18 protein-coding genes, 4 tRNA genes and 1 pseudogene are annotated in these 18868 nt (G+C 58.2%); 10 read left to right on the top strand and 13 right to left on the bottom strand.

What is annotated here, in order from left to right; genetic code table 11:
• The first annotated feature begins 37 nt into the window (after positions 1–37).
• From clpB to ACA075_RS26065, 5 genes are all read left to right on the top strand, one after another.
• Positions 38–2602: an ATP-dependent chaperone ClpB gene (gene clpB, locus ACA075_RS26085; protein WP_461955766.1), complete on the top strand. Its 2565-nt coding sequence runs from the start codon at positions 38–40 to the stop codon at positions 2600–2602.
• 300 nt (positions 2603–2902) lie between these two features.
• Positions 2903–2978, top strand: a tRNA-Asn gene (locus tag ACA075_RS26080).
• 9 nt (positions 2979–2987) lie between these two features.
• A tRNA-Pro gene (locus ACA075_RS26075) sits at positions 2988–3064 on the top strand.
• 5 nt (positions 3065–3069) lie between these two features.
• Positions 3070–3145: transfer RNA gene (locus ACA075_RS26070), tRNA-Lys, on the top strand.
• 95 nt (positions 3146–3240) lie between these two features.
• Positions 3241–3317: transfer RNA gene (locus ACA075_RS26065), tRNA-Pro, on the top strand.
• A 164-nt stretch (positions 3318–3481) separates the two neighbouring features.
• Here ACA075_RS26065 and ACA075_RS26060 read toward each other — a convergent pair.
• The 6 genes and pseudogenes from ACA075_RS26060 to ACA075_RS26035 form a co-directional block, all read right to left on the bottom strand.
• Positions 3482–3877: an HvfA family oxazolone/thioamide-modified RiPP metallophore gene (locus ACA075_RS26060; protein WP_497296168.1), complete on the bottom strand. Its 396-nt coding sequence runs from the start codon at positions 3875–3877 to the stop codon at positions 3482–3484.
• A 315-nt stretch (positions 3878–4192) separates the two neighbouring features.
• Positions 4193–4549: pseudogene (locus ACA075_RS26055) on the bottom strand (FAD-dependent oxidoreductase); the annotation flags it as partial.
• Positions 4550–5079: 530 nt separating this feature from the next.
• Positions 5080–6378, bottom strand: a complete 1299-nt coding sequence (locus ACA075_RS26050; RefSeq protein WP_497296167.1) for an NAD(P)/FAD-dependent oxidoreductase — start codon at positions 6376–6378, stop codon at positions 5080–5082.
• A gap of 60 nt (positions 6379–6438) precedes the next feature.
• Positions 6439–6612, bottom strand: coding sequence for a DUF3094 domain-containing protein (locus ACA075_RS26045; protein WP_008028730.1), 174 nt, complete (start codon positions 6610–6612; stop codon positions 6439–6441).
• A 51-nt stretch (positions 6613–6663) separates the two neighbouring features.
• The gene (locus ACA075_RS26040) at positions 6664–7191 is read right to left on the bottom strand and encodes an MOSC domain-containing protein (RefSeq protein ID WP_497296166.1); all 528 of its coding nucleotides are present in this window, start codon (positions 7189–7191) and stop codon (positions 6664–6666) included.
• Complete coding sequence (locus ACA075_RS26035) at positions 7188–7814, bottom strand: DUF1780 domain-containing protein (protein WP_109634930.1); 627 nt, start codon at positions 7812–7814, stop codon at positions 7188–7190. Before ACA075_RS26035 ends, ACA075_RS26040 begins: the two co-directional genes overlap by 4 nt.
• A gap of 129 nt (positions 7815–7943) precedes the next feature.
• Here ACA075_RS26035 and ACA075_RS26030 point away from each other — a divergent pair, with 129 nt between their 5' ends.
• From ACA075_RS26030 to ACA075_RS26020, 3 genes are all read left to right on the top strand, one after another.
• Complete coding sequence (locus ACA075_RS26030; RefSeq protein WP_497296165.1) at positions 7944–8411, top strand: FAD/FMN-containing dehydrogenase; 468 nt, start codon at positions 7944–7946, stop codon at positions 8409–8411.
• Positions 8408–9097 carry an energy-coupling factor ABC transporter permease gene (locus tag ACA075_RS26025; protein WP_497296164.1) on the top strand — a complete coding sequence of 230 codons (690 nt, stop codon included), beginning with the start codon at positions 8408–8410 and terminating at the stop codon, positions 9095–9097. Before ACA075_RS26030 ends, ACA075_RS26025 begins: the two co-directional genes overlap by 4 nt.
• A gap of 93 nt (positions 9098–9190) precedes the next feature.
• A complete protein-coding gene (locus ACA075_RS26020) occupies positions 9191–9376 on the top strand; it encodes a hypothetical protein (protein WP_497296163.1) in 186 nt (61 codons plus the stop codon).
• A 3-nt stretch (positions 9377–9379) separates the two neighbouring features.
• On the opposite strand, the gene yacG is transcribed toward ACA075_RS26020, so the two are convergent.
• Genes yacG through pilB form a run of 5 tightly spaced genes read right to left on the bottom strand, consistent with a single transcriptional unit; the run spans position 9380 to position 13991 of the window.
• Positions 9380–9580: a DNA gyrase inhibitor YacG gene (gene yacG / locus ACA075_RS26015; RefSeq protein WP_059401976.1), complete on the bottom strand. Its 201-nt coding sequence runs from the start codon at positions 9578–9580 to the stop codon at positions 9380–9382.
• On the bottom strand, positions 9577–10200 hold the full coding sequence (coaE, locus tag ACA075_RS26010) for a dephospho-CoA kinase (protein ID WP_497296162.1): 624 nt from the start codon (positions 10198–10200) through the stop codon (positions 9577–9579). The genes yacG and coaE overlap by 4 nt, the downstream gene beginning before the upstream one ends.
• Complete coding sequence (locus tag ACA075_RS26005) at positions 10197–11069, bottom strand: prepilin peptidase (RefSeq protein ID WP_497296161.1); 873 nt, start codon at positions 11067–11069, stop codon at positions 10197–10199. The genes coaE and ACA075_RS26005 overlap by 4 nt, the downstream gene beginning before the upstream one ends.
• 1 nt (position 11070) lies before the next feature.
• Entirely contained in the window at positions 11071–12288 is a 1218-nt protein-coding gene (locus ACA075_RS26000) for a type II secretion system F family protein (RefSeq protein ID WP_497296160.1), read from the bottom strand.
• Positions 12289–12290: 2 nt separating this feature from the next.
• On the bottom strand, positions 12291–13991 hold the full coding sequence (gene pilB, locus ACA075_RS25995; RefSeq protein ID WP_094470602.1) for a type IV-A pilus assembly ATPase PilB: 1701 nt from the start codon (positions 13989–13991) through the stop codon (positions 12291–12293).
• A gap of 226 nt (positions 13992–14217) precedes the next feature.
• On the opposite strand from pilB, the gene ACA075_RS25990 reads away from it, so the two are divergent.
• Entirely contained in the window at positions 14218–14640 is a 423-nt protein-coding gene (locus ACA075_RS25990; RefSeq protein WP_497296159.1) for a pilin, read from the top strand.
• Between the two features lie 319 nt (positions 14641–14959).
• Positions 14960–15313 (top strand): BON domain-containing protein, encoded by a 354-nt coding sequence (locus tag ACA075_RS25985; protein WP_497296158.1) that lies wholly within the window; start codon positions 14960–14962, stop codon positions 15311–15313.
• 283 nt (positions 15314–15596) lie between these two features.
• On the opposite strand, the gene ACA075_RS25980 is transcribed toward ACA075_RS25985, so the two are convergent.
• Together ACA075_RS25980 and ACA075_RS25975 are read right to left on the bottom strand one after the other, a co-directional pair.
• Positions 15597–15893 (bottom strand): DUF2845 domain-containing protein, encoded by a 297-nt coding sequence (locus tag ACA075_RS25980; protein ID WP_497299337.1) that lies wholly within the window; start codon positions 15891–15893, stop codon positions 15597–15599.
• Positions 15893–18847 carry a DUF748 domain-containing protein gene (locus tag ACA075_RS25975; RefSeq protein WP_497296157.1) on the bottom strand — a complete coding sequence of 985 codons (2955 nt, stop codon included), beginning with the start codon at positions 18845–18847 and terminating at the stop codon, positions 15893–15895. The genes ACA075_RS25980 and ACA075_RS25975 overlap by 1 nt, the downstream gene beginning before the upstream one ends.
• Positions 18848–18868 lie beyond the last annotated feature (21 nt).

Here is an 18868-nt window from a genome sequence, read left to right as displayed (position 1 = left end):
TTTTATAGGTCCGGCCTGCTCAAAAGGAAGGTGACCCATGCGTATAGATCGTTTAACCAGCAAATTACAGTTAGCTCTATCCGACGCCCAATCGCTGGCCGTCGGCCTCGACCATCCCGGCATCGAGCCGGCGCACTTGATGCAGGCCATGCTTGAACAGCAGGGTGGTTCGATCAAACCCCTGCTGATGCAGGTCGGTTTCGACGTTAACAGCCTGCGTAAAGAGCTGACCAAAGAGCTCGACCAGCTACCGAAAATCCAGAACCCGACCGGCGACGTGAACATGTCGCAGGATCTGGCGCGCCTGCTCAACCAGGCCGACCGTCTGGCCCAGCAGAAGGGCGACCAGTTCATCTCCAGTGAGTTGGTGCTGCTTGCCGCCATGGACGAGAACAGCAAGCTCGGCAAGTTGTTGCTCGGCCAGGGCGTCAGCAAAAAAGCCCTGGAAAATGCGATCAACAACCTGCGCGGCGGTGAGGCGGTCAATGACGCCAACCACGAAGAGTCGCGCCAGGCGCTGGACAAGTACACCGTCGACCTGACCAAGCGTGCCGAAGAAGGCAAGCTCGACCCGGTGATCGGCCGTGACGACGAAATTCGCCGGACCATCCAGGTCCTGCAACGTCGCACCAAGAACAACCCGGTGCTGATCGGTGAACCTGGCGTGGGTAAAACCGCCATCGCCGAAGGCTTGGCCCAGCGCATCATCAACGGTGAAGTGCCGGACGGTCTCAAGGGCAAGCGCCTGTTGTCCCTGGACATGGGGTCGCTGATCGCCGGTGCCAAGTACCGCGGCGAGTTCGAAGAACGCCTCAAATCCTTGCTCAACGAGCTGTCGAAGCAGGAAGGGCAAATCATTCTGTTCATCGACGAACTGCACACCATGGTCGGCGCCGGCAAAGGCGAAGGCTCGATGGATGCGGGCAACATGCTCAAACCTGCGCTGGCGCGCGGCGAGCTGCACTGCGTCGGCGCGACCACGCTCAACGAGTACCGCCAATATATAGAGAAGGATGCGGCCCTCGAACGGCGCTTCCAGAAAGTCCTGGTGGACGAGCCGAGCGAAGAAGACACCATCGCGATTCTGCGTGGCCTCAAAGAGCGTTATGAGGTTCACCACAAAGTCGCGATCACCGACGGCGCCATCATCGCCGCGGCCAAGCTCAGCCATCGCTACATTACTGACCGTCAATTGCCGGACAAGGCCATCGACCTGATCGACGAAGCGGCCAGCCGTATCCGCATGGAGATCGACTCCAAGCCGGAAGTGCTCGATCGTCTGGAACGTCGTCTGATTCAGCTGAAGGTGGAATCCCAGGCGCTGAAGAAAGAAAGTGACGAAGCCGCGATAAAACGTCTGGAAAAACTTCAGGAAGAAATCGTCCGCCTCGAACGTGAGTACTCGGACCTCGAAGAAATCTGGAATTCGGAAAAAGCCGAAGTACAGGGTTCTGCGCAGATCCAGCAGAAAATCGAACAGTCCCGTCAGGAACTGGAAGCCGCGCGCCGTAAAGGCGACCTGAACCGCATGGCCGAGCTGCAATACGGGGTGATCCCGGACCTGGAGCGCAGCCTGCAAATGGTCGACCAGCATGGCAAAAGCGAAAACCAGTTGCTGCGCAGCAAGGTGACAGAAGAAGAGATCGCCGAAGTCGTCTCGAAGTGGACCGGCATTCCGGTGTCGAAAATGCTCGAGGGTGAGCGCGACAAGCTGATGAAGATGGAAAGCCTGTTGCACCAGCGTGTGATCGGACAGGACGAAGCGGTGATCGCCGTTTCCAACGCGGTGCGGCGTTCCCGAGCCGGGTTGTCCGACCCGAATCGCCCAAGCGGTTCGTTCATGTTCCTCGGCCCGACCGGTGTCGGTAAAACCGAGCTGTGCAAGGCGCTGGCCGAGTTCCTCTTTGATACGGAAGAGGCAATGGTGAGGATCGACATGTCCGAGTTCATGGAGAAACACTCCGTGGCCCGACTGATTGGTGCGCCACCGGGCTACGTGGGCTATGAAGAGGGCGGTTACCTGACCGAGGCGGTGCGTCGCAAGCCTTACTCGGTGATCCTCCTGGACGAGGTCGAGAAGGCCCACCCGGATGTGTTCAACATCTTGCTGCAAGTACTGGAAGATGGCCGCCTGACGGACAGTCATGGTCGCACGGTGGATTTCAAGAACACCGTGATCGTCATGACCTCCAACCTGGGCTCGGTACAGATCCAGGAACTGGTCGGTGATCGCGAAGCGCAGCGTGCGGCGGTGATGGATGCGATTTCCACGCACTTCCGGCCGGAGTTCATTAACCGGGTCGACGAAGTGGTGATCTTCGAGCCTTTGGCGCGGGATCAGATCGCGGGCATTACCGAGATCCAGTTGGGTCGTCTGCGCAGTCGTCTGACTGAGCGCGAGCTGAAGCTGGAGCTGAGTCCAGAGGCCATGGACAAGCTGATCGCGGTGGGATACGACCCGGTGTACGGCGCAAGACCGCTCAAACGGGCGATTCAGCGCTGGATCGAGAACCCGCTGGCACAGCTGATTCTGTCCGGTCGTTTCATGCCTGGCGACACGGCTGTCGGCACGGTGGAGAACGACGAAATCGTATTTGCCTGACCCGTCACGGCAGTGAAATAAACAAGGCCTCGCATCGCGAGGCCTTTTTTTCGTCAGGTTGTTGAACTGAAAGGAAAAGGCTTGTAAAGTGCGCCCCGCAGTAAGTCGCCCGTAAGGGTTCCTGCTCCCCAAGCAGGAATCTGAAATAAGTTGCAAATCATTAACTTGAATGCAATTTAAGGGGTTGACAGAGGTGCTTAAGATTGTAGAATAGCGCGCCTCAGACACACGAACGCAGCGATGCGAACGGGTCGAAGAGAGTGCGACAAAGCGTCAAACGTTGTAATTGAAATATGTAGTTCCGTGATAGCTCAGTCGGTAGAGCAAATGACTGTTAATCATTGGGTCCCAGGTTCGAGTCCTGGTCACGGAGCCAATTTCAAGCCGGGGTATAGCGCAGTCCGGTAGCGCGCCTGCTTTGGGAGCAGGATGTCAGGAGTTCGAATCCCCTTACCCCGACCATTTTTGGGTCGTTAGCTCAGTTGGTAGAGCAGTTGGCTTTTAACCAATTGGTCGTAGGTTCGAATCCCACACGACCCACCATTTTTGAAACCAGTTAACGCTGGAATCAGATCTTAAGATCAGACGCCAAAAGCTCTGTTCGCAGAAGGCGCCTTTAACGGGTGCCTTTTTTTTACCGGGGTATAGCGCAGTCCGGTAGCGCGCCTGCTTTGGGAGCAGGATGTCAGGAGTTCGAATCCCCTTACCCCGACCATATTAAAAATCCTCGTATCGAAAGATACGGGGATTTTTTTTTGGCTTCGAAAAAACAACACTTCGGTCATCGTACAACTACTGGGCGGCGCTTCCAGGTGTAAATCCGCCAGACGAAAAAAACCGCGCCTCCCGATGGAAAAGCGCGGTTTGATGCTTGGCAGCTTAGGCGCCGTCTTGGTCTTTCAAGTGCTCGAACAGACCTTTTGGCATTTTCTTGCCATTGGCTTCGAAGTTGGCTTTTACGTTGTCGTAAGCCTCTTGCTCGTCGATGAAGCCGTCATGGTTGGTGTCGATCTTGTCAAAATTGGACTTCGGCGCGACTTTCTGGAATTCGGCGCGGGATACCTTGCCGTCGCCATCGGTATCGGTCTTCGCCATCGACGCATCGCCACACTTGCCTTCGCCACATTTGCCTTCAGGGGTTTTCACCACTTGCTCAGCCGAGGCCAGCAGGTAGCCCTGAGTCAGAGGCTGCGAAGCGAATACGGAACCGGACAACATCATGCCACCGGCCAGAACAGCGCCGAGCAGACCAATAGTGTTTTTAGTACGGGACATTTCAATACTCCTGGGTTGCACGACACAACCGTTCGATAAAGGACGCCACGTGAGTGCGGCGATAACCGTAGCGGGCGAGTTGCCTTGCTCGGATGTGGCCATTTAAAGGGCGGGGTGTATCGCTACTGTGTCGCGCAAGGGGGAGTTTGTAAGCGAAGGGGTGGAATCGTGGCGGGAGATACAGTGAGACACAGATCTGCAGATCGATGGAGAGCAAATGTGGGAGCGAGCCTGCTCGCGATTGGCATTTACGTTCAATAGATAAGCTGAATGTAACGCCGCTATCGCGAGCAGGCTCGCTCCCACAGGGGGGTAGTGCAGTTTGAGTCGCGGCTCAGTCCCGCGTCCGATCTTGCTGCCGAGCATCAACATCGCCGTGCGAAACGCGCCATACAGCGCCATCTGATGCATGCGATACAGCGACACGTAGAACATCCGCGCCAGCCAGCCCTCGAGCATCACGCTACCGGTCAGGTTGCCCATCAAGTTACCCACAGCCGAAAAACGTGACAGCGAGATCAGCGAGCCGTAGTCGGTGTACTTGTACTCCGGTAAGGCCTTGCCCTCGATCCGCAGTTTCAGCGATTTGGCCCGCAACGAAGCCTGCTGGTGCGCAGCCTGGGTGCTACTGATGTGCCGTAGGGGGGGAGTGCAGGGAAGAAGTTGTGCGGGAAATACAGTAGGGGCAACTATCTAATCTTTCTGCACCGTTAGTCGGCACTGTCATTTATGACAGGTGTAATGAGCTCGCAATCAGACTAAAAACAAATTGCAGTTTGCCTCTCTTACTTACTTGAATAAGGAAATGAATCATGCCACACGAACCCGGTGATCCTAGCCCTCCAAAACCAGTATCTCCGCCCTACATCAACTCGCCAGCCGAAAACGCCCAAGTGCCTCAAAACTTTCGCGTTCAGGGGGGTGGGCACGCTCGTCACCGTGTGCGAGTGATAACCCCAGACAGTACACAAAACTTGAGTGATCAGCAGAAAATGGGAGACGAAGGTCATTTCAATTTGCAGATCAATACAACCTTACCGAAAGGGCAGTGTTGCTTTCAGATTCTATTATGGGATGACGGTCAAGAGTTGGCACGTAGTCCTATACGCTGTGTTCAAGTGATCTGATGAAGTGCTGCATCAGCAAGTAAAACGCCCGGTTGTAAAACAACCGGGCGTTTTCATTAGTAACGCACTTACGTACTAGTGCAGCTTCAACCGCGGCTCAGTCCCGCGCCCAATCTTGCTGCCGAGCATCAGCATCGCCGTACGAAACGCGCCATACAGCGCCATCTGGTGCATGCGATACAGCGACACGTAGAACATCCGCGCCAGCCAGCCCTCAAGCATCACGCTCCCGGTCAGGTTGCCCATCAAGTTACCCACAGCCGAAAAACGTGACAGCGAGATCAGCGAGCCGTAGTCGGTGTACTTGTATTCCGGCAACGCCTTGCCTTCGATCCGCAGTTTCAGCGATTTGGCCAGCAACGAGGCCTGCTGGTGCGCAGCCTGGGCGCGCGGCGGTACGTTGCGATCGGTGCCCGGTTGCGGGCAGGCCGCGCAGTCACCGAAGGCGAAAATGTTTTCGTCGCGGGTGGTTTGCAGGGTCGGCAGCACTTGCAGCTGGTTGATGCGGTTGGTTTCCAGGCCATCGATGTCCTTGAGGAAACCCGGTGCACGAATACCAGCGGCCCAGACTTTCAGGCTGGCGTTGATCACTTTGCCATCGGCGGTGATCAAGCTGTCGGCGGTCACTTCACTCACCGCCGCATTGGTCATGACGTTGACCCCGAGCTTCTCCAGGGTTTTATGCACAGGCCCGCCGATGCGTTCCGGCAGGGCTGGCAGCACCCGTGGGCCAGCTTCGATCAGGGTGATGTGCATGTTTTCCGGTTTGATCCGGTCCAGGCCATAGGCCGCCAGCTCATGCGCGGCGTTGTGCAGCTCAGCGGCCAGTTCAACCCCGGTGGCACCCGCGCCGACGATGGCGACACTGATCTGCTCGACCTTGTCGGTCTGTCCGGCATGGGCGCGCAGGTAGTGATTGAGCAGTTGCTGATGGAAACGCTCGGCCTGTTTGCGGGTGTCGAGAAACAGGCAATGCTGCGCCGCGCCCTGCGTGCCGAAATCATTGGTGGTGCTGCCAACCGCAATCACCAGCGAGTCGTAAGCCACTTCACGCGCCGGCACCAGTTCCAGGCCGGCTTCGTCGTAAGTGGCGGCCAGCTGGATTTTCTTCTGCTCGCGATCGAGCCCGCTCATGCGCCCCAGCTGGAACTCGAAGTGGTTCCATTTCGCTTGGGCAACATAGTTGAGTTCGTCTTCGGAAGAGTTCAGCGACCCGGCCGCCACTTCGTGCAACAGCGGCTTCCAGATGTGGGTCAGGTTCGCGTCGACCAGCATCACACTGGCCGTGCCACGTTTGCCCAGAGTCTTACCCAGACGGGTAGCCAACTCCAGACCGCCGGCGCCGCCGCCAACGATGACAATACGATGAGTCATAGGGATATCTCGCAAGGCTAAAAGAAATCGGTGCAATTACCCGAGCGAGCGCGAAGCTGCTCATAGCGTCAGGTAACTGATAAATCGGCTCAACAGGCCTAAACCAATGGTCACTGCCAACACCACCACCAGGAGCATCCACGGCCGGAAAGGCCGGCGCTCGACTCGGTGCTGGGACAAGTGCAGGTACTCTTCGACATGCTTCTGGTCGTCGGGGTTCAGGCGGCTGGTCATATTGGGCCTCGTCAGGTAGACGTTGCTGAAGGTGTAGAAGCTACAGGCTGATTAACGAACGTTGAACGGAGCATAGCCGCTGTCGGGAATGGGCTCGACGCTCACCCTATCGTCCAGGCGAATGATTCCACCTTGTAACACTCGGGCAGTGATTCCGCCATGTCCGCGCACGGCCTGAAACGTCCCGGGGCCGAGGTTGTTTTGCAGACGCGCGCAAGGCTGGCACCAGCCGGTGGTTTCGAAAATGGCCTGGCCGATGCGGAAGCGACGACCCTTGAGGCTGAACAGGTTGAGACCACTGATAACGAGGTTGCGCCGCAACTCTTCAGGCAATACCGGTTTGTCGTGCGGGCGGCCCATCAGCGAACTGATCACCGCCAGATGCTCCCACTGAATCAACGTCACTTGCCGCGCATTGCGGACACCGGGGCGGGCTCGATCGCCGGTCAGGCCGGCTTCAAGTCGCGCCTCCACGGCATCCAGTTCGATCATTGGCACGTGAGGTTCCGGGCGCACGCCGATCCAGCGCACGCGGCCGGTTTGCGGGACTTCGGCGATTAATTCCTGTAATGGGCTCACAGGCTGATCCCGACGTCGAAGACGATGCTGCGCCCCAGGTTATTGCGCAGGAAATCCGGGGCATCCGGGTGGGCAAACAGCACGCGGGCGAACGTCGGGCCGACCAGCGACAGCGAGCGCCAGCCCTGGCGCAGGTATTCGGTTGGCGGCGGGAAATGGCTGTTGAGGTCCAGCACTTCACGCTTGAGACTGGCGAAGGCGATGATGTCCAGCTCGCCCAGGTCCATGCCACGCTCTTTGTAGTTGTGCGCTTTTTTACGCAAGGTCGGCGCCAGTCTCAGCAGAAATTCATTAGCGGGAATGCGCCGGGGCTTGGCCTCGCGACGTACCAGTTGGCTCAGGGAAAACGCACTGCGTCGGCGTTGCAGCTCATCGCGCCATTCGTCGTTGAGGCGCCGGCCTTCGTCGAGGACGAAGAACACCTCGAAGCTGGCGTCGCGAAACAGCACGTCTGGAGGCTCCCCGGCAGGGGCGAACTCGTCGGCGCGATAGGGAATGTTGAGGCCTTGCAGCAGGCGCTGGCAGACCCAACGCTCACGCTCCCATTTGCGGGCATTGGACAGAAAGGCGTTGGCTTGCTCGGCCGCGATGGTCAGCAGGCGTAAATAATCTGAGTCATCCATAGGCCCAAGCTTAGCGTTCAAATGCGACAAGCAGAAAGCGTTTACCGGTAAAGGACGTCACTGGGCAGTCGGAACGGGCGGTGTAGACTGATGGCAATGATGCCTAAGCGATCTGACAAGGGGTTGAACGTGAAATATTGGCCGGTGTTACTGCTGAGTCTTCTGCCCTTATGGGCCCAGGCGCTGGAGGTGGGTGAGCGACTGGCGCCCTGGACCTTGCTCGATCAGTTCGACCAGGCTTTCACGCTCGACAAGCAGACTCAGACGTTGCTGGTGGCGCGAAGCATGGACGCTGCCAAACTGGTTGACGCTGCGCTGCAAGGCCAGCCCAAGGGTTATCTGGAGGCGCGCCACGTCGTGTTTTTAGCGGACATCCAGCGCATGCCACGGCTGATCGCGAAGATGTTTGCGGTTCCGGCGATGCGCGATTATGCCTACCGGGTCATGCTGGACCGAGAGGGACGTGTGGCGCCGCGTTATCCCGGGGCTGTGGATAAAGTGCTGTGGCTGCAACTCAAAGACGGTCAATTGGTTGCGCAACACGAATATGCCACGGCTGCGCAGCTGCATGAGGCACTGGAGAAGGTTCGACCATGATCGGTGCCGAGCTGCTGTCCCTGCAAACGCTGACAGTCGGCTGGCTGATTCTTGTGCCTGTGTTGCTCTGGGCCATCTGGCGTGCACCGTGGGTTGAGCTGTTCACCGACAGCCGCCGTCAGCATTTGCTGTTTGGCACGGTGTTCGCGCTGTTCATGCTGTGGCTGGTACGACGTGATTTCGATACAGGCGTGTCGTATCACTTCATTGGCATGACGGCTGTGACGTTGCTTCTGGATTGGCCGTTGGCGATCATCGGCGCCTTGGTGGCGCAATGCGGGCTGGTGCTGCTCGGGCGTCAGGACCTGGCGGCCGTCGGGGTCAACGGTGCGCTGCTGATTTTGTTGCCGGTGCTGGTGACCGAGTGCTGTGCGATCCTGGTCGAGCGCGCACAGCCGCGAAATCCCTTTGTGTATATCTTCGTTTCCGGCTTCTTTGCAGCGGCGCTGTCAGCGTTGCTGTGCCTATTACTGGCGCTGTGGCTGTTGTGGTTCAACGAACGTTTCGAGATGCCGTACTGGCTGGAAGATTTTGTCGGTTATCTGTGGCTGCTGATTTTTCCGGAAGCTTTCATCAACGGAATGATTGTCAGCGCGCTGGTGGTGTTCAGCCCGGAATGGCTGGAGACCTTCAACCGCACACGCTACCTTTCGGCGCCCTGGAAAGACGACGATCCCAAGTCTTGATCCACATCAAATCCAACAATCGCTGACGCTTCCATGCTCCGCAAAACCTTCAGGAGCATCGAAATGAGTGTGTACTAATGGGCAAGGCAGGAATTGCGTCAGAGTCTGGATGGCGCGCAGGAAGTGGGGTTTGATCCGGGATTGAGCCTGCGCGCCTTGCTCAGTGCGGTGGTGCAGCAGAGCAAGGCCGTGCGCAGTGCCGAAGACCTGGCCGACGAGTTGCGCTTTCTCGCGGAAAACCTCGATGAAGACCAGGACTATGGCTTTATGCGGCCCTGAGTGTCAGTGGCGCGGCTCGAAGTCTTCGCTGAACATCTCGTCTTCGGCGTCCGGGCTGACCGGAATCTTGTGTTCTTCCGATGCCCAGGCGCCCAGGTCGATCAGTTTGCAACGGTCCGAACAGAATGGCCGGAACGTGCTCTCGGCGCTCCATTCAACGGGGGCGCCACAGGTTGGGCAATTGACGGTTGGGGTCTGGCTCATGACTGGCCTCCACGCAAAGTAAGGTAAAAGTGATGCAGGCGTTCGACCTCGCTGTGCAGCCAGGCGAGGTCGCGGTCGTTGACCACCACATCGTCGGCGTGGCTCACGCGGTCCTGGCGGCTGGATTGCGCCTTGAGGATCGCCTGGACCTGTTGCTCGCTGGTCTGGTCACGCTGCAAGGTGCGTTCGATCTGTAGTTGTTCCGGGGCGTCGATCACCAGGACCCGTTGGGTCATGGCGTACTGGCCGGACTCGATCAGCAACGGCGAAACCAGAATCGCGTAAGGCGATTGTGCCTTGGCCAGGTGATCGGCGATTTCCTTGGCGATCAGCGGATGCAGCAACGCTTCGAGCCAGCGGCGTTCCTCCGGCATCTCGAAGATCAGTTTGCGCAACGCCGCGCGGTCCAGTTGTCCGTCGGTTTGCAACACGCCGGGGCCGAAATGTTCAGCGATCTTCGCCAGCGCCGGGCGTCCCGGCTCCACGACCCAACGGGCGGCGTGATCGGCGTCCACTACGTGCACGCCCAGGTCGATAAAGTGCTGGGCAGCCGCGCTTTTGCCGCTGCCGATGCCGCCGGTCAGGCCCAGAATCCAGGGTTTTTCCACAGGGGTATTCATTTCAAACCGACAAACTGCCAATAGAAGCCGGTTATTTGACCACCCCAGAGCAAGGCAATCCAGCCGGCAATTGCCAGAAACGGTCCGAAGGGGATCGGAGTCGAGGTTTTCGCGTTACGCAAGCGCAGCAAAATCACCCCGATGATGGCCCCCACGAGCGATGACAGGAGGAGGGTCAGCGGCAATATCTGCCAGCCACCCCAGGCCCCGAGCAGGGCCAGTAGCTTGAAATCGCCATGGCCGATGCCGTCCTTGCCGGTGAGCAGCTTGAACAGCCAGAACACTGACCACAACGTCATATAACCGGCCACTGCGCCCCACAACGCTTCATGCAATGACACGAACAACCCGAAACTGTTGACGATCAACCCCAGCCACAGCAGCGGCAGTACCAGCACATCCGGCAGCAGTTGGTGCTCGGCGTCGATCAGACTCATGGCCAGCAAACCCCAGGTCAGCACCAGCACCATGCAGGCCTGCCAGCCGAAGCCGAAATGCCAGGCGATAAACCCCGAGAGCAGACCGCAGGCCAGTTCAGTCAGCGGATAACGTTTGCTGATTGGCGCGGCGCAGTTCGAGCATCGACCCCGTAGAAACAGATAACTGAGCAGCGGAATGTTTTCCCAGGCGCGGATTCGATGGTCGCACTGCGGGCAGTGGGAATGAGGCAGCATCAGGTTGTAGGCCGGGCCCGGTGCTTCGGGCGGAACGCCCAACACGTCATGGGCTTGCAGCCGCCATTCGCGGTGGAGCATTTTCGGCAGGCGCCAGACCACCACGTTGAGGAAACTGCCAACCAGCAGGCCGACCGCCAGGGCGATGACCACGAACACCAGCGGGTAGAGGATCAGGATTTCGTTCAAGGGCATGTCAGATCGCTGAGCCGAGTTGGAAGATGGGCAGGTACATCGCAACCACCAGGCCACCGACAATAACACCCAGCACCACCATGATGAACGGCTCCATCAGGCTGGTGAGGTTATCGACCATATTGTCCACTTCGTCCTCGTAGAAGCTCGCGACCTTATCGAGCATGTCGTCCAGTGCACCGGATTCTTCGCCAATGGCGGTCAGTTGAATGGCCATGCTGGGAAAGATGCCGGAGGTGCGCATGGAGAAATTCAGCTGCATACCGGTCGACACGTCCTGCTTGATGCGCAGCACCGCACGCTTGAACACGATGTTGCCGGTCGCGCCGGCCACCGATTCCAGGGCCTCCACCAGTGGCACGCCAGCGGCAAACGTGGTCGACAGGGTGCGGGCGTAACGGGCCACGGCAGACTTGTACATCAAGGTGCCGATCAGCGGCAGCTTCAGCAGCCAGGTGTCCATCCGGTCCCGAAAGGCCTGGGATGTTTTAAAGGCGTGGCGCATGCCGAAGATGGCCGCGATCAGCCCGCCGAGCAGCGCCCACCACCAGTGCTGCAAGAACTCCGACAAACCGATGACCATCACGGTGAAGGCCGGCAATTCGGCGCCAAAGCCCTTGAACACCGACTCGAACTGCGGCACCACCTTGACCAGCAGAATCCCGGTCACAATGATCGCCACGAAGACGACCGCGATCGGATAGGTCATGGCTTTCTTGATCTTGGCCTTGAGGCTTTCGCTCTTTTCCTTATAGGTCGCCACCCGTTCCAGCAGGGTGTCCAGCGCGCCGGCCTGCTCACCTGCGTCTACGAGGTTGCAGTACAGCTCATCGAAATACTGCGGCTTTTTACGCAAAGACGCGGCGAAGCTGTTACCCGCAGCGACTTCCTGTTTCACCTCGTCCACCAGTTTGCGCATGGCCGGGTTGTCGAAGCCTTCACCGATGATGTCGAACGATTGCAGCAGCGGCACGCCGGCTTTCATCATCGTTGCCATCTGCCGGGTAAACAGGGCAATTTCCTGAGCCTTGATGCGGTTGCCGAAGCTGAAAATCGAGGCGGATTTCTTGCGCACCTTGCCGGGGTTGATCCCCTGCTTGCGCAACTGAGCCTTGATCAGCGCCGGGTTGAGACCGCTCAACTCGCCGGTCATTTTGGAACCCTTCCTGTCCGTTCCTTCCCAGGCGTAGACACTGATTTTTGCTGCTTTGACCGCCATGTTCAGTCCTTGGTGACCCGGTTGATTTCTTCAAGGCTGGTGACGCCTTGCATGGCCTTGATCAAGCCCGAGGTGCGCAAGTCATTAAAACCGTCCTTGCGCATCTGGATGTCGATTTCCAGTGAGTTGCCTTCGGCCATGATCAGTCGTTGCAGGTCCGGTGTGTTCTTCACCACTTCATAAATCCCCACTCGCCCTTTGTAACCGCGGTTGCACTGATCGCAGCCGACCGGCTCATAGATCGTGAATGAGCCGATGCGTTCCTCGGGGAAGCCTTCCTTGAGCAGCGCTTCGCGGGGAATCACGATGGGTTTTTTGCAATGGCTGCACAGTTTGCGCGCCAGCCGCTGGGCGATGATCAGCGTGACCGAGGTGGCGATGTTGAAGCCCTGAATGCCCATGTTGTGCAAGCGGGTCAGGGTTTCTGCAGCACTGTTGGTGTGCAAGGTGGAAAGCACCATGTGCCCGGTCTGGGCGGCCTTGATGGCGACTTCGGCGGTTTCGAGGTCGCGGATTTCACCGACCATGATCACGTCCGGGTCCTGACGCAGGAATGATCGCAGCGCCTGGGCGAAATCCAGCCCTTGCTTGGGGTTGACGTTGACCTGGTTGATGCCCTCCATGTTGATCTCCACCGGGTCTTCGGCGGTGGAGATGTTGATGTCCACGGTGTTGAGGATATTCAGGCCGGTGTAGAGCGACACGGTCTTGCCCGAGCCGGTCGGCCCGGTGACCAGGATCATCCCCTGTGGCTGCTTCAGCGCGGCCATGTACAAGTCTTTCTGCTCAGGCTCGTAGCCGAGGGCATCGATGCCCATTTGCGCGCTGGACGGGTCGAGGATCCGGATCACCACTTTCTCGCCCCACAGGGTTGGCAGGGTATTGACCCGGAAGTCGATGGACTTGGTCTTGGACAGGCGCATCTTGATCCGCCCGTCCTGGGGTTTGCGCCGCTCGGAGATGTCGAGGCTGGCCATGACTTTCAGCCGCGCCGCAATGCGGTTGGCCAGTTGGCTTGGCGGACTGGCGACTTCGCGGAGCATGCCGTCGGTGCGCATCCGCACCCGGTAGGTTTTTTCGTAGGGTTCGAAATGCAGGTCGGAAGAGCCGCTTTTGATCGCATCGAGCAACATCTTGTGGACGAAACGCACCACCGGCGCGTCATCGGCATCCTGGCCGGCGATGGCGTCCTTTTTGTTGTCGTCGACCGACTCGATGTCCAGCCCGTCAAGGTCAACATCGGCCATGTCTTCCAGGCCGGTGGAATGGCTGTCGAAGAATTTCTCGATGGCGTCGCTGAGTTTATCGTCCTCCACCAGGATGGCTTCGGTGTTCAACCCGGTGCTGAACTGGATGTCATTGATGGCTTGATGATTGGTCGGGTCGCAAATCCCCACGAACAGTTTGTTGCCACGGCGCCAGAGGGGCAGGGCGTGGTGCTGACGGATCAGCTTCTCGCTGACCAACCCTCGGGGCTGGGTTTCCCTGTCCAGGCAATTGAGGTCGAGCAGCGCCATGCCGAAATGCTCCGACGCAATCTCGGCGACCTGTCGGCTCTTCACCAGTTTGTTCTGCACCAGGTAACTGACCAGGGAGATTCTGCTGCGTTGGGCTTGCTGATACGCCTGTTGCGCGCTTTGTTCAGTAAGCAGTTCGGCCAGGACCAGTTGCTTGGCCAGACCGCTAAGGGCGATGTCATTCATTGGGATACCGGATGCAGACAGTTCATGACTTATAGCCTAGTCAAGGCGCTGAGCCAAACCAGCGGCCATCAGGTGACAAATAGTGTCAGATAGTGCGGATCCTGGGGGTAGGAAAGGTCTCTATGGTGGTCTCGTGCCCCGCCAGCAGGGGGCTTGGCGCTTGGCATGGGCTGTGCTGCGGTTTAATTCAGATCATGAGATTTCGACTCATGCATGGAGCCTGTCTATGAATACTCAAAAAGGTTTTACCCTGATCGAACTGCTGATCGTCGTCGCGATCATCGGGATTCTGGCGACGTTTGCGTTGCCGATGTACTCCAAATATCAAGCGAAAGCCAAGGTCACTGCGGGCCTGGCCGAGATTTCGGCGATGAAAGTGCCTTATGAAGAGGTGATCAATCAGGGGACTGCGCCCACGATAGCCAACGTGGCTCCGGCGGGTACTGCGACTACCCCTAACTGCACAATATCTGTGACGGGGACTGCATCCTCAGGCGCGGGCACCATCGTATGTACGATTTTGAACGCTCCAGCGCCAGTGCTTAGCAAGACAATCACACTGACCCGTGATGCAACCACTGGCTGGGTCTGCACCAGTACAGCTCAGCAGGACTTCCTGCCTAAAGGTTGCACCGGTTCCGCAACATAACGCTCGACTATTCCCTTGAATGCCAAAGCCCCGCCTTAAAAAGCGGGGCTTTTTTGTTGGTACGACATCCTCAGATTTCGATAAACGAGAAAACCCCGACAATTCATGGCCTTAGGCCCACGTCAAAACCCGCAACTTGCATGTAGAGAATCTCGAAGTCATGCATTTTGCATGATTGCGAAAATCGGCCAGTTTCATAAGTTGCTGTTTTATAAGGATTTATTGCCTGTCTCAAAGTTGGCACAGCGTTCGCAATATACCCAGTAACCCTGCTGACAAGACACGCAGCAGACTTTCTAGAAAAACAGGAGTTACTCGTATGAAGAAGTTCGCTATCGCTGCCGCTACTGCTACCGCGCTGACCCTGACTATGGCCAACGCTGCATTTGCACAGACCACTACCACCCAGGCTCCGATGACTCTGGCGGCGGGTGAAGTAACCAAGGCTAAAGAAGCCACTTCCGATACCTGGATTACTACCAAAGTCAAAAGTGACCTGGTAACCGAAAAAGGCATCCCTGGCACCGACATCAAAGTCGAAACCAACAAAGGTGTTGTATCGCTGTCGTCCACCGTCGCGGTGACTGACGCTCAGAAAGCCACTGCGGTGGCCATCACCAAGAAAATCAAAGGCGTCAAAGCGGTCTCCGCTGACGGCCTGAAAGCCGAGTAAGGCAAGACTTCTCGCCTGGACCGGGAGAAGGCGCGGCAGGCGGGCCGAGCAATACGCCAGCCGCCTTTGGAGAGTTCATGCGAAAGGCCACAAGGATGTGGCCATTACAGGCCTCCGACATTCGTGTCGGGGGCCTGTTCTATTGTGGGCACCACAAAAAACAATGTGGGAGCGGGCTTGCTCGCGAAGGCGGTGTGTCAGCCAACATCAATGCTGAATGACACTCCGCCTTCGCGAGCAAGCCCGCTCCCACATTTGTATGTGCCCACTTTGGATTATGGGTTCAGTTACCGCGCTTGCTGGTGATCTGTTTCAGGCGATTACCTTCAAACCGCAGGTATTGATACATCCCGCCATTGGGCCCGTAGGTCCATTCCTCGACCTGAAACTCTTCCCGTCGGTTGGCGCTGCGCTTGTAGCCCAGCAAATCACGGCTGACGGGTTCACCGCACTTCTGCAACACTTCGCTGGACCTGTCCCCGACGCTGACCAATTGGCTGCCACAGCGCAGGGTATCGGCCGCCGAGGCCTGACCGGCCGCCAGCGCCAGGGTCAGGCTGATCAGCAATTGTCTGTTCATCATTCGGCATCCAGGTGCATCGGTGTTACCACCCGACCGTCACTTTCCGCCTCGCCCAGTTGGGCGTCGATGAAGTAGACGCGGTCATCGGCCATTTGGGTCTTGTCCACCAGATAATCCTTGATGCTGCTGGCGCGTTCCTGGCCCAGTTGGCGCAGCAACACATCGCTGGTGCTCCAGAATTTGATCACGTCTGCGCGCAATTTTGCGGTGCGTTCTTCCTTGCCCAGGTCCTTCCATTCGGCCGGTGGCTGGGTCTTCAGGCGGGTGCGGTAGATCCCTTCCAGCAGCGGACCTTTTTCGCTGTCCGGCACCTGCACCAAGGAAGCCTGGGCCGGAACCTTATCCCCGCGCCGCTGGAGCATTTTGTAGTAGTTGTACTGGTATTCGCGTTCAAGCCGTTGCTCGGCAATCAGCGGGCCGTCGCTGCTTGCAGCGGCCGTGCCTTCGATTTCCAGGCGCAGGGCCGGACGTTCCTTGAGGGCCTGGGACAGTTTGACCAGCGAACCCTCGGCGTCCTTGCTCAGTTCGCTTGAACCCGGTGCGAACGAGACGGTGCCCAAGTCTTGCGAACCACCGCCACTGACCAGCCCGCCAATCATCTTGAACGGGGCAGCAGCGGCTTTGACGATCAGGTTACGCAGGGTCTGCCAGACAATCGGCATGACGCTGAACTGCGGATTGTTCAGGTCGCCGGTCACAGGCAGCTCGATGGAAATCTTGCCGTCAACGTCTTTGAGCAAGGCAATCGCCAATTTCAGGGGCAGGCTGACAGCGTCCGGACTGTCGACTTTCTCACCCAGTTGCAACTGCTCGACCACCACTTTGTTCTCGGCTTTGAGCTGGCCCTTGACGATGATGTAGTGCAGGTCGAGATTGAGCCGGCCCTTGCGGATGCGGTACCCGGCGAACTTGCCGGAGTAGGGCGTCAGCGTGGTCAGTTCCACGCGTTTGAAACTGGTGGCGATGTCGAGGCTGGCCATCGGGTCAAACGGGTTGACCGAACCCTTGATGGTCACGGGCGCGTAACGGTCGACCTTGCCTTTGATATCGACGCTGGCCGTTTTCGCCTGCCGGCTATCGATGGTGCCGATCTGCCCGTTGAGCTGTTGCACGGCCGTGGCGAAGTTCGGGGTCAGGCTGAAGTCGGCGAAGTTCGCCGAACCGTCATTGATGGCAATGCCGCCGATATGGATGCCGAGCGGTTTGTCCTTGCTGGCGGGTTTGCCTGCGGCTGTCTTGGCAACTCCGGTGTCGGCCGGTTGCGGGATCAGCAGGTCATCGATGTTAGTGGTGCGGTCATCGTTGATCATGAAACGCACGTAAGGCTGGAACAGGTTGACCTTGTCGATCGACAGGCTGTCGCCATGCTGATAGTTCAGACCTTCGAGCACCAACTGCTGCCACTTGAGGAAGTCGCGGGTCTTGAGGGTATCGAGGGTGTGCAGTTGATCGACCTGCGCTTTACCGGTGACGCTGAACGCCAATGGCTCGGTGCTTTTCAAGTCGACCGCCAGATCGCTGCCGAGCATGCCGCTGCGCAGTTCCAGGCGAATGAATGGGTTGATGTAGGACTGGGCGACACGCAGGTCGATGTCCTTGGTCTGCACGTTCAATTTGGCGCTGACCGGCGCCAGATTGACCACGCCGTCGGCCATGAGCTTGCCCTGTTTACCCACGCCGGTGTCGAGCTTGAGGTTAAGAGGCGAGCCGTTGAGGCTGTCGAAGTTCTGCAAGTCGAGGTTCAGCGGGCCCACATCCAGTGCCACCGCGGGTTGTGCATTGCGGTCGGCCAGATGCACCTGGTAATTGCGCAGTTGCACGTCTTTGAGCAACACCTGCCACGGTTTGCTCGGTGGCGCGGGTTCGGCTTTAGGCGAATCGGCTGCCGCCGGAGTTTTCGCCGGTTCGGCGTTGGCTTTTACCGCTGCTTTGGACGGTTGGCTGGCGAACAGTTTTTGCCAGTCGAGTTGCCCATCGGCTTCCAAGGCGGCCCAGGTTTCCAGTTTATTGCTACGGATCTTGCCGACCACCACTTGCTGTTTGGCGAGGTCCACCGTGGTTTCGCTGATGTCCAGACGCTCGAGTTTCGCCAGCGGTCGACCATCCGGGGCGTTGATGGCGAATGGCGCGATGCTGACGGCGACGTTACTCAGCAGCAGCTCGGTTTCCTTGGACAGGTTGAGTTTGTAGTCGGTGCTCAGGTTGACGACGCCGTCTTTGAGCACCAGGGGCAAAGCGTCACGCACATAGGGCCAAAAGGCTTTCATCTTGCCGTCGGTGATCTTCAGCTTACCTTCGGAGGCAATCGGGATCAGGCTGAAGTTACCGCTCCAGTCGATCTGTCCACCGGCCGGGCCGACGGCCACCAACGTCATGTCGGCACTGTCTTCGGGCAGGGTGCTGAGGTTTTTCAGTTCGAAGTCGAGCTTGTCGTATAGGAATTCGATGGGTTCGCTGGGGCGTGCATCCTGGAAGTGCACATTGCCGCCAGCCAGCTTGATCCGTTCCACGCGCAACGGGAATGGCTTGGCGTTCGGGTCGGCTGGGGTCGGTTCGCTGGCGGGGAGTTTGAACAGGCCAAGCAGATTGAGTTTGCCGTCCTTGCTGAAGAGGATTTCGGTCTTGGGTTTGTCCAGTTCGATATCGGACAGGTGCAGCGCCTTGGTCCACAGGCTGTCGATCTGCAGGTTGGCATACAGGCGTTCAAAACCGACCTGTTCCTTGCCCGGCTCGCCAATGACCAGACCCCAGAGGGTCACTTCCAGGCTGAAAGGGTTGAGTTCGATCCGGGAAATCGTGGCGGGCATCGTCGCGTAGTTGGCCAATTGCTGGTTGGCGACCCGCAACGCGATACCCGGCAAAATCAGAAACCCCAGCAGGCTGTAAAGGGCCAGAGCAGTCAACAAAGCGCCAATAGCGCGAATCAATCCTTTGGGCATGTGCGGCTTCATCTGTCTGAATCGGAGTGCGTT

This window comes from Pseudomonas sp. LBUM1663, from assembly GCF_059695905.1.
The sequence above is the reverse complement of the archived record's forward strand: the minus strand, read 5'-3'. Positions and strand labels throughout refer to the sequence as shown.